Genomic DNA, 8942 nt, shown 5'->3' with positions numbered 1-8942 from the left:
TCGGCAGCTGTCACGCTGGGCCCACGGTCGGCTCATCTGCAAAATCGGGCCAGGCATCTACACCGCCGGGCCGACCCCCTCGGCGCTCTTGCCAGCAGCCCAGAAACCTTAACTACCTGGCCTTGGGCGAACCCCCCTCCGCCGGAGGGCATCGTGGACGCCGTACGGAAGGTCGTGGCGGGGGAGCCGATCCTGTCGCCGAGCGTCACGCGCAAGCTGATCGCGCACATGGTGCCCGAGGAGGAGAGCCGGCGACGTACCGACGCCCGTCAGGTGCTGGCGCGGCTGAGTGAGCGGGAGCGTGAGGTGGCGCTGGCGGCCGGCCAGGGGAAGCCGAACGCGGTGATCGCCGATGAGCTGCACATGAGCGTGGGCACCATAAAGGGGTACATCTCGCGCATTCTCACCAAGGCGGGCCTGGACAACCGGGTTCAGCTGGCCCTCATCGTCCACGACGCCGGGCTGGACGGCCGGTGAGGAGAGGGCACTTTGACGCTGGGGGCACACACCTACACCCGGCTCGGCGACGAGACGCCGTGGACGAACGAGAGCGACCACGGCTCCGCGGCGGAGCGCGTGTCGGCCTTCAACCGCGGCGCGGCAAGGAACTACAGGCTGCCTGCCCGACCGACCCGGCGTCGAGGGCTGCCTGACTGACTGACCGATTTCCTCCTCGGGGCGGTGGCGTACGGGGTCCCCGCGGTGTTATCACTGCGGGGACAAGGTCACCTCCCCGAGGGGGATCAGTGGAGTTCCGTCTGCTCGGCCCCGTCGAAGCCTGGGACGGCGGCAAGCGCCTGGCGCTGGGCGGCCCGAAACCCCGCGCCCTCCTGGCCGCGCTGCTGCTGGCCGACGGGAAGGTCGTCTCCAGTGAGCGGCTCGTGGACGTGCTGTGGGGCGACGACCCGCCGCGCAGCGCCTCCGCGCTCGTCCAGACGTACGTGTACGGCCTGCGCCGCACGCTCGCGGACGGCGGCGAGGCGGAGGTGATCGAGACCAGGCCGCCCGGGTACGCGGCCCGGTTCCAGCCCGGCCGGCTCGACGTGGAGTCGTTCGAGCGGATGGTCGCCGAAGGCCGGCGGCACGCGGCGGACGGTGGGCACGACCGCGCGGCCGAGAGCCTGCGCGCGGCGCTGGCGCTGTGGCGCGGATCGGCGCTCGGCGGCATCGGGCACGTGCTCCGCGGCGAGGCCGCCCGCCTCGACGAGACGCGGCTGCTCGTCCAGGAGGAGCTGCTGCACGCGGAGCTGACGCTGGGCAGGCACGCGGAGGCGGCCGGCGAGCTCACCGAGCTGGTCCGCCAGCACCCCACCAGAGAGCGCCCCCGCGCCCTGCTCATGAGGACCCTGTACCGGCTGGGCCGCCAGGCCGACGCGATGGCGGTCTACCACGAGGGACGCAAGGCGCTGGCCGACGAGCTGGGCGTAGACCCCGGCCCCGAGCTGCAGGAACTGTACGAGGCGATGCTGCGCGCGGACCCCGCCCTGGACCCCGCTCCCGCGCCGCCCAAATCACAGCCGGTCCCGGCGCACCTGCCCCGCGGGGTCGCCGACTTCACCGGCAGGCAGCGCCAGCTCGCGGAGCTGACCGCCCTGCTCGGCGCCCCCAGCGACACGGTCACGGTGTGCGTCATCTCCGGCAAGGGCGGAGTCGGCAAGTCGACGCTCGCGGTGAAGGCCGCCCACCAGGCGTCCCCCGCCTACCCCGACGGGCAGCTCTACGCCGACCTGCGCGGCGTCACCGGCTCTCCGGCCCCGGCTTTGGAGGTGCTCGGCCGGTTCCTGCGGGCGCTCGGCCTGCCGCCGTCCGCGATTCCGTCGACGATGCCCGAATGCGTGGACGCCTACCGCAGCGCCCTGCACGGCCGGCGGGTGCTCGTGGTGCTCGACGACGCGGGCTCCGAGCAGCAGGTACGCCCCCTGCTCCCGGGCAGCCCCACCTGCGCCGTGCTGATCACGGCCAGGCGCAGGCTCGCCGGCCTGGACGGGGTGCGGGTGAGCGACCTCGACGTCTTCGACACCCCTGCGGCAGTGGACCTGCTCGCCCGCATCGCCGGTCCTGAGCGCGTACGGGCGCAGACGGAGGCGGCCGGGCACATCGTCCGCCTCTGCGGTCATCTGCCGCTCGCGCTGCGCACGGCGGGCGCGCGGCTGGCGGCCCGCCCGAACTGGCCGCTCGCGACGCTGGCCGGACGGCTGGCCGACGAACACCGCCGCCTGGACGAGCTCACCGCCGGCGACCTGGAGGTACGGGCCAGCGTCGCGCTCAGCTACCGGGGGCTCGACGAGGGAGCGAAACGGGCGTTCCGCCTGCTCGGGCTGCTGGGCGTGCCCGACTTCGCGTCCTGGGTGCCCGCGGCGCTCCTGGACGTGCCCGAGACCGAGGCCGAGGAGGCCGTCGAACGCCTGATGGACGCCCAGCTCCTCGACGATGTCGCCGTGGACGCGGCCGGGCAGGCCCGCTACCGCCTGCACGACCTCCTCCGCGTGTACGCGGCCGAACGCGCCGAGGCCGAAGAGCCGCCCGAGGAGCGCGCGGCGGCCGTGAACCGCGCCCTGGGCGGCTGGCTGTGGCTGATCACCCGGGCCGCCGCCGCCCGGCCGCCGGGCGCGCTGACGCTGCGGCGCGAGTACGCCATGGCCAGGCCCGTCGACGCGGACGTGGCCGACCTGGTCACGTGGTTCAGCGCCGAGAGCCCCGCCCTGGTCGTCGCGGTGGAGCGGGCGGCCGCCATGAACCTGCACGAAGTGGCCTGCGAGGTGGCCGCCGCCCTGTGCTCCTCCTCCTTCTCCGTGGACACCCGTTTCGAGGAGTGGCGGCGTACGCACGAGTCGGCGCTGGGTGCGGCACGGCGGGCGGGCGATCCGCTGGCCGAGGCGACGCTGCTGGTGGGGCTCGGCCAGCTCCGCAACCGGCAGGACCGCTATTCGGAGGCGCAGGCGTTCTTCCACCAGGCGCTGCCGCTGCTGCGCGCGGGCGGCGACGCGCACGGGCAGGCGGTGGCCGTCGCCGGCATCGGCAACGCCTGCCGCGAGCTGGGCGACCTGGCCGCGGCGCTGGCCCACCTGCGGGACGCGGCGGAGGCGTTCCGCTCGCTCGGCGACGACGCCGCGGTCGGATACGTCAAACGGCTGGCCGGATCGGTGCTGCTCGAACAGGGTGAGTTCGCCGCCGCCCGCGAGCTGCTCGACGACGCCCTGGCCGCCTTCCGCAGGCTGGGCAGCAAGCGCGGCGAGGGGATCGCGTTGCGTACCATCGGCCTGGTCCACCGGGCCGTCGGCGAGTTCGGCCGGGCCGAGGAGCTGGGCGCGCGGGCGGTGGCCCTGCTGCGTGAGGCGGGCGACCCGCTGATGCTCGCGTACTGTGTGCAGGCCCTGGCCAAGACCCGCATCCGGCTCGGCGGCGACGCCGGCATCCTGCCCGATCTGCGGGAGGCGATGGAGGTGTGCGAACGGAACGACGACCGGTTCGGGATGGCGCTCGTCGAGCGGACCGTCGGCGAGCTGCACCTGGCCCACGGCAGGCACGCGCAGGCCGAGGAGCATCTCGGCCGGGCCGTCGCGCTGTGGGACCGGCTGGGGCTGCCGCTGTTCCGCGCCCGCACCCTGCGCGACCTGGCCGCCGCCCGCGAGGCGGCCGGGGACGCCCCCGCCGCCGCCTCCATGCGAGCCGCGGCGCTCGCCGTCTTCGCCGAGTACGGCACCCGCGAGTACGGCGAACTGCGCTCGTCTGGTGCTTTTCTGGAGTGAATTTGGAGTGCCCTCGCTCAACGTCCTCCTAAACAGCTTCTTTTCTGTGCAAGGAGAGCGCCGTGCCGGACATCATCCTCATGTCAGACCCCAGAATCAGCGAGATCCCCGTCGAGGATCGCGCGGAGCCGCTGGCGGACCTGCGCACCGTCCCCGGCCTGCGGCTGGACCAGCGGATGGCCGACCCAGGCGGGGCGTACGCGCACGTCCGCCGAGGTCACGTCGAGCGCCTCCTGCGCGCCCAGAACGGCCTGCCCGACGGGCTGCGGCTGCTCATAGTCGAGGCGTACCGGCCGCCCGCGCTGCAGGAACGGTACTTCCAGCGGTACGCCTCGCAGCTCGGCGCGGACAACCCCGACTGGTCGCCTGAGCACGTGTACGTGCAGGCCAGCCGTTCCCTGGCGCCGCCCCACATCGGCCCGCACGTCTGCGGCGCGGCGGTGGACCTCACCCTGTGCACCGGCGACGGCACCGAGCTGGACATGGGCACCGAGGTGAACGCCAGCCCGGAGGAGAGCGACGACGCCTGCTACACGGCCGCGCCGAACATCTCCAAGCACGCCCGTATAAACCGGGAGATCCTCATCGGCGCCATGTCCGCAGCCGGGTTCGTCAACTACCCGACGGAGTGGTGGCACTGGTCGTACGGCGATCGTTACTGGGCCCTGACCACCAGCGCCCCCGCGGCCCTGCACTCCCTGATCGAGTGGTCGCCGCGTACATGAGTTCGACCGCCGCGGTGATCGATGATCACCGCGGCGGTCGCGTGTGGTGAGGACGTTAGACAGGCTTGGTACGGGACTGCTCCCAGTTGCCCGCGCCGGAGTCCCAGGTCATGGTGGGGGTGTTGAAGCCGCCGGTTTTGGCGGTCCAGGTCCACAGGCCGGTGCGGGCGCCGGGGTAGTCGTAGAAGGTGCTGATGTCTGTGAGTCCGTCGCCGTTGAAGTCGCCGGTGACGGCCTTGACGCGCGGCTGTTCGAAGTTGCCCGCGCCCGAATCCCAGGTCATGACGGGGGAGTTGAAGCCGCCGGTTTTGGCGGTCCAGGTCCACAGGCCGGTGCGGCCGCTGGAGTAGTCGTAGAAGGTGCTGATGTCGGTCATGTTGTCGCCGTTGAAGTCACCGACGATGGGCTTGGTGCGGGGCTGTTCGAAGTTTCCTGCGCCTGAGTCCCAGGCCATGGTGGGCGTGTTGAAGCCGCCGGTTTTGGCGGTCCAGATCCACAGGCCGGTGCGGGCGCCGGAGTAGTCGTAGAGGGTGCCGACGTCTGCGAGGCCGTCGCCGTTGAAGTCACCCGCGATGGCCTTGACGCGCGCCTGTTCGAAGTTGCCCGCTCCCGAATCCCAGGTCATCGTGGGGGCGTTGAAGCCGCCGGTTTTGGCGGTCCAGGTCCACAGGCCCGTGCGGGCGCCGGGGTAGTCATAGAACGTACCGATGTCTGTGAGTCCGTCGCCGTTGAAGTCGCCGGTGACGGCCTTGACGCGGGGTTGTTCGAAGTTGCCCGCGCCGGAGTCCCAGGCCATGGTGGGCGTGTTGAAGCCGCCGCCGGCCTTGGCGGTCCAGATCCACAGGCCGGTGCGGGCGCCGGAGTAGTCGTAGAAGGTGCCGACGTCTGCCAGGCCGTCGCCGTTGAAGTCACCCGCGATGGCCTTGGTGCGTGGCTGTTCGAAGTTGCCCGCGCCCGAGTCCCACGTGCTGACCGGCGGGTTGAAGCCGCCCCCGGCCTTGGCCGACCAGACGAACAGGACCGTCCGGGCCCCCGGGTAGTCGTAGAACGCGGCCACGTCGTCCAGCCCGTCACCGTTGAAGTCCGCCTTCACCTCCGAGGTGCCGGACGGAGGGTCCGTCGACGGTGACGTCCCCGCGCTCCACAGAGCATCGACGAGAAGCTGGGCGTCGTGGACCTCCTTGGCGTAGGCGTCCGGGACCGCCGACACCTGCACCTTCTGGCAGATGGCGCCTATGTCCCCGCTCATCCAGGAGTTGTTCGGATATTTGCGCAGCATGGCGTTGAGGAACGCGTTGGTCGCGTACACGGGGTCGATCAGCTGCGCGGGCGTGCCCCAGCCCTGGGACGGACGCTGCTGGAACAGCCCCAGGCTGTCGTGGTCGCCGGCCTCCGTGTAGTTGTGCAGGGTGCTCTCGGTGATGGCCGTGGTCACGGCGATCACCGCCGCTCGCTTGTCCAGCCCTCGGCCCTTGGACGTGGCCGTGATGATCCGGGCGCAGGAGACGTTGTAGCCGTTCACGCTCTTCCCCATGCGGGGGCCGTTCATCTGCGGCCGGACCTGGTTGGCGATCGCGGTGTCCGCGCTGGTCTCGCCGCCCGGAACGCAGGCGGTGTAGGACAGTGACGCCGCGAGCGACTCGGGCACCGGCTCGCCGGCCGGGCCGGGGACGCGGCCGGCGGTGGGGGAGGGGGTCGGCTCCTGCGCTGCCGCAGGGAGAGCGCCTCCGGCGAGGAGCCCTGCGGCCAAGGCGGCCGACACGGTCAGGCGGCGGGTGAAGGGTAAACGCGGGGTTGCGATGAGACGGGTGATCTTCATCATTTTCTCCTGAAGAGTAGAAGTCCGCTGGCTGCGGCTTGCGCGCCGCAGCCAGCTCGCACGATCAGACCGGCTTGGTACGGGACTGCTCCCAGTTGCCCGCGCCGGAGTCCCAGGTCATGGTGGGGGTGTTGAAGCCGCCTGCCTTGGCGGTCCAGGTCCACAGGCCGGTGCGGGCGCCGGGGTAGTCGTAGAAGGTGCTGATGTCTGTGAGTCCGTCGCCGTTGAAGTCGCCGGTGACGGGCTTGGTGCGGGGTTGTTCGAAGTTGCCTGCGCCGGAGTCCCAGGTCATCGTGGGGGCGTTGAAGCCGCCTGCCTTGGCGGTCCAGGTCCACAGGCCGGTGCGGCCGCTGGAGTAGTCGTAGAAGGTGCTGATGTCGGTCATGTTGTCGCCGTTGAAGTCACCGACGATGGGCTTGGTGCGGGGCTGTTCGAAGTTGCCCGCTCCGGAGTCCCAGGCCATGGTGGGCGTGTTGAAGCCGCCGGTTTTGGCGGTCCAGATCCACAGGCCCGTGCGGGCGCCGGAGTAGTCGTAGAAGGTGCCGACGTCTGCCAGGCCGTCGCCGTTGAAGTCACCCGCGATGGCCTTGGTGCGGGGTTGTTCGAAGTTTCCTGCGCCGGAGTCCCAGGTCATCGTGGGGGCGTTGAAGCCGCCTGCCTTGGCGGTCCAGGTCCACAGGCCGGTGCGGGCGCCGGGGTAGTCGTAGAAGGTGCTGATATCGGTCATGTTGTCGCCGTTGAAGTCACCGGTGACGGCCTTGACGCGGGGCTGTTCGAAGTTGCCCGCTCCTGAGTCCCAGGCCATGGTGGGCGTGTTGAAGCCACCGCCGGCCTTGGCGGTCCAGATCCACAGGCCCGTGCGGGCGCCGGAGTAGTCGTAGAAGGTGCCGACGTCTGCGAGTCCGTCGCCGTTGAAGTCACCCGCGATGGCTTTGACGCGTGGCTGTTCGAAGTTGCCCGCGCCCGAGTCCCACATGCTGACCGGCGGGTTGAAGCCGCCCCCGGCCTTGGCCGACCAGACGAACAGGACCGTCCGGGCCCCCGGGTAGTCGTAGAACGCGGCCACGTCGTCCAGCCCGTCACCGTTGAAGTCGGCTCGAACGTCGCTGGTGCCGCTCGCGTCGGTGGCGGGAGTGGCGGGCGGACCGTCCTCGGCGCCCACCGGCGCGGAATAGCCGACGATGTCGATGTTCGTGCGCGAGTAGCTGTTCTCCTTGATGCGGTCGCCGCTGTTGCCCTCGATGGTGTAGACGGTGGTGGAGTTCGAGGACTTGACGATCCCGACATGGTCGATGTCGCCGCTCTGGTCCCAGTCGAAGACGACCGCGTCGCCGGGCTGGGGGGCGTAACCGGTGGAACGCGCGTGCCAGGTCCCGTGCTTGGTGCCGTAGTCCTTGAAGGAGCTGGCCCAGCCGGTGAGCACACCGCCATTGGTCTCGGCGACGTCGGCGTCGGGCACTCCCGCGTTCTTCCACACGTACTTGGAGAAGTCCGCGCACCAGTCGCTGTCCCGCCACTGCACGCCGTCCGTGGCCGGGCAGCCGCCCGCCGGCTTCCAGGACCGGAAGTACCCGGTGTAGTAGTTGCAACCACTGCCCATCGGCTCTTCATGGTTGCGGGAGGCGTTGGCGAACTGGCTCTGCGCGACGGCGACGATGTTGCCGCGCGTCACGGCCTCGGCGGGCGCGGTCGTCGCGGCGACCAGCGCCGAAGCCAGGAACGCGGTGGCCGTGGCTCCCGCGCCCAGCCGTAAAAGGAGTCCGGTGACGTTCTTGGACGTCGGTGCCGGGGGGTTCTGCTCGCTCATGGCGGGTCCTTTCTCCAGAGGTGCTGACCTCTGTGAGAAAGGCTCGGCCGGGGCGCTCCAAGTACTCTCGAATCGTGCTCCAGCACCTTCTATAGAGGCGCGGCCGCGCTCTATAGAGGCCGGTCGCCGGGCCTGATTCCGGTGGCTGAGGGCGTGGGCGGGCTATTACTCCAGTGACACTTCGCGATCATGGCTCGGATCCGCGCTGGTAGTGGCAGCGTCGGGCAGTGGCCTGGTGTCGGCGGCGCCAAGCTGACCAGCGCAGAATGTCACCGGGACACCGCCGAGATCGATCCGGCGGTTGCCCGCGATGGTCAGAGCCCCGCCCGGCACACCCCGCTCACCGACCCCATCGCCGCCTGGCTCCACATCCTCGACCAGGTCGTACGCGCCTCAGGACGACTGCTGCGTCGTATCAACCGGCATAGCACCATCGGCCCCTCGCCCGGTGCCGACGCCGTCAACGTCATCGGCCGTGACCTGGCCGTATGGGCAGGCCGGCAATTCAGGCTGCGGCCTGGCCTGGAGTTCTCGAGAGGCTTGCGAGCGAAGGGAGAGATGGCCATGCCTGCTTTCTGGATCGGCGCGCAGCGCTGCCCGACGAGGAGCGCAGTGGGGGAGACCATCTGCGCCGTCCGCGCGGCTGACCTTCGAGACACAGCGGACGCCTGCAAGGGCACGTCCGCGAGGCCGGGCAATGTCGCGCCACGTTCTCCCGGGGTTCCGCAGCTGGTAGTCACACGTGAGCCCGGATTTGGATGTTGACCTGGGAGAATGCGTGTAGGGCCGGGGAGGGTCGTGTGCCTATGCCCTCGGCGGCCGGTCGCTCATCAGGTCAGGCA

Annotated in this window: 6 protein-coding genes; 4 read left to right on the top strand and 2 right to left on the bottom strand. The window is 70.8% G+C overall.

Annotated elements, in window-relative coordinates:
• Window positions 1–153: 153 nt before the first annotated feature.
• The 4 genes from ABEA43_RS67250 (at window position 154) to ABEA43_RS67235 (ending at window position 4474) form a co-directional block, all read left to right on the top strand.
• Complete coding sequence (locus tag ABEA43_RS67250; RefSeq protein ID WP_345581297.1) at window positions 154–477, top strand: LuxR C-terminal-related transcriptional regulator; 324 nt, start codon at window positions 154–156, stop codon at window positions 475–477.
• A 12-nt stretch (window positions 478–489) separates the two neighbouring features.
• Window positions 490–657, top strand: a complete 168-nt coding sequence (locus tag ABEA43_RS67245) for a hypothetical protein (protein WP_345581294.1) — start codon at window positions 490–492, stop codon at window positions 655–657.
• An 89-nt stretch (window positions 658–746) separates the two neighbouring features.
• Entirely contained in the window at window positions 747–3749 is a 3003-nt protein-coding gene (locus tag ABEA43_RS67240) for an AfsR/SARP family transcriptional regulator (protein WP_345581290.1), read from the top strand.
• Between the two features lie 62 nt (window positions 3750–3811).
• Window positions 3812–4474, top strand: a complete 663-nt coding sequence (locus ABEA43_RS67235) for a M15 family metallopeptidase (protein ID WP_345581287.1) — start codon at window positions 3812–3814, stop codon at window positions 4472–4474.
• A gap of 55 nt (window positions 4475–4529) precedes the next feature.
• Here ABEA43_RS67235 and ABEA43_RS67230 read toward each other — a convergent pair whose 3' ends face one another.
• Both ABEA43_RS67230 and ABEA43_RS67225 read right to left on the bottom strand, forming a co-directional pair.
• Window positions 4530–6293: an FG-GAP repeat domain-containing protein gene (locus ABEA43_RS67230; protein WP_345581284.1), complete on the bottom strand. Its 1764-nt coding sequence runs from the start codon at window positions 6291–6293 to the stop codon at window positions 4530–4532.
• A 64-nt stretch (window positions 6294–6357) separates the two neighbouring features.
• Window positions 6358–8100: a CHAP domain-containing protein gene (locus ABEA43_RS67225; protein ID WP_345581281.1), complete on the bottom strand. Its 1743-nt coding sequence runs from the start codon at window positions 8098–8100 to the stop codon at window positions 6358–6360.
• Window positions 8101–8942: the final 842 nt, after the last annotated feature.

It is taken from the genome of Nonomuraea rosea (assembly GCF_039539705.1).
Classification (GTDB): Bacteria; Actinomycetota; Actinomycetes; order Streptosporangiales; family Streptosporangiaceae; genus Nonomuraea; species Nonomuraea rosea.
Note: the sequence above shows the minus strand (reverse complement) of the source record. Positions and strands in the feature narration are given on the sequence as shown.

Bases quoted from the DNA above. Each gene is read 5' to 3' on its own strand.
- ABEA43_RS67225 (WP_345581281.1), bottom strand. From the start codon at position 8,100: ATGAGCGAGCAGAACCCCCCGGCACCGACGTCCAAGAACGTCACCGGA.
- ABEA43_RS67230 (WP_345581284.1), bottom strand. From the start codon at position 6,293: ATGAAGATCACCCGTCTCATCGCAACCCCGCGTTTACCCTTCACCCGC.